Source organism: Idiomarina sp. Sol25, from assembly GCF_033052775.1.
In the GTDB taxonomy this organism is placed as follows: domain Bacteria; phylum Pseudomonadota; class Gammaproteobacteria; order Enterobacterales; family Alteromonadaceae; genus Idiomarina.
In genome coordinates, this window is record NZ_JAUPEW010000039.1 from 1 (window position 1) to 469 (window position 469).

Here is a 469-nt window from a genome sequence, read left to right on the forward strand (position 1 = left end):
CTCACTTCCGGGTATGGCAGCTACGGCAATGTTGAGTACCGAGTAGACGAGAACCGTGCAAAGACACGCGGATTTGACGACAGTACGAACAACAAGGCCCTTGGCCTCTGGCGTGGATCTCAATCCATCCCAATGATCAAAGAACTGTTTTCCAGCGAAAGCCTCTTGGTCAGATTTACTCCCTACGGCGAAAGTGCTGTTTCGGCCAGATTTCCTATCTCCAAGATCGAAACGGCAATCAAACCACTTCGCGAGGCATGCAACTGGTAGAGCACTTGTTCTCATGCTGCATGCTCCAATTGTGTTGAAAAGAAACTTGCGGCATCCGGATCGGTCAGGATGACCAACAGCGCGATATGGCTTGCAGGCGCGGTAACCGCCCCCCACCAGTTCAACGCGGTCTGGAACGACACGTCGCAAAACAGCGCGACCTCGCGCGGGCTGCTGAACCGGGCGCGGAAATAGCTGG

At 54.6% G+C, this 469-nt stretch carries 2 protein-coding genes; one reads left to right on the forward strand and one right to left on the reverse strand.

Features of this window, described 5'->3' with window-relative positions:
• A partial coding sequence (locus Q5L94_RS13350; RefSeq protein ID WP_317498855.1) for a type VI secretion system-associated protein TagO occupies positions 1-270 on the forward strand: 270 nt, incomplete at its 5' end.
• A gap of 11 nt (positions 271-281) precedes the next feature.
• On the opposite strand, the gene Q5L94_RS13355 is transcribed toward Q5L94_RS13350, so the two are convergent.
• Positions 282-469: hypothetical protein (locus Q5L94_RS13355; protein ID WP_317498856.1), on the reverse strand; the 188-nt coding region annotated here is incomplete at its 5' end.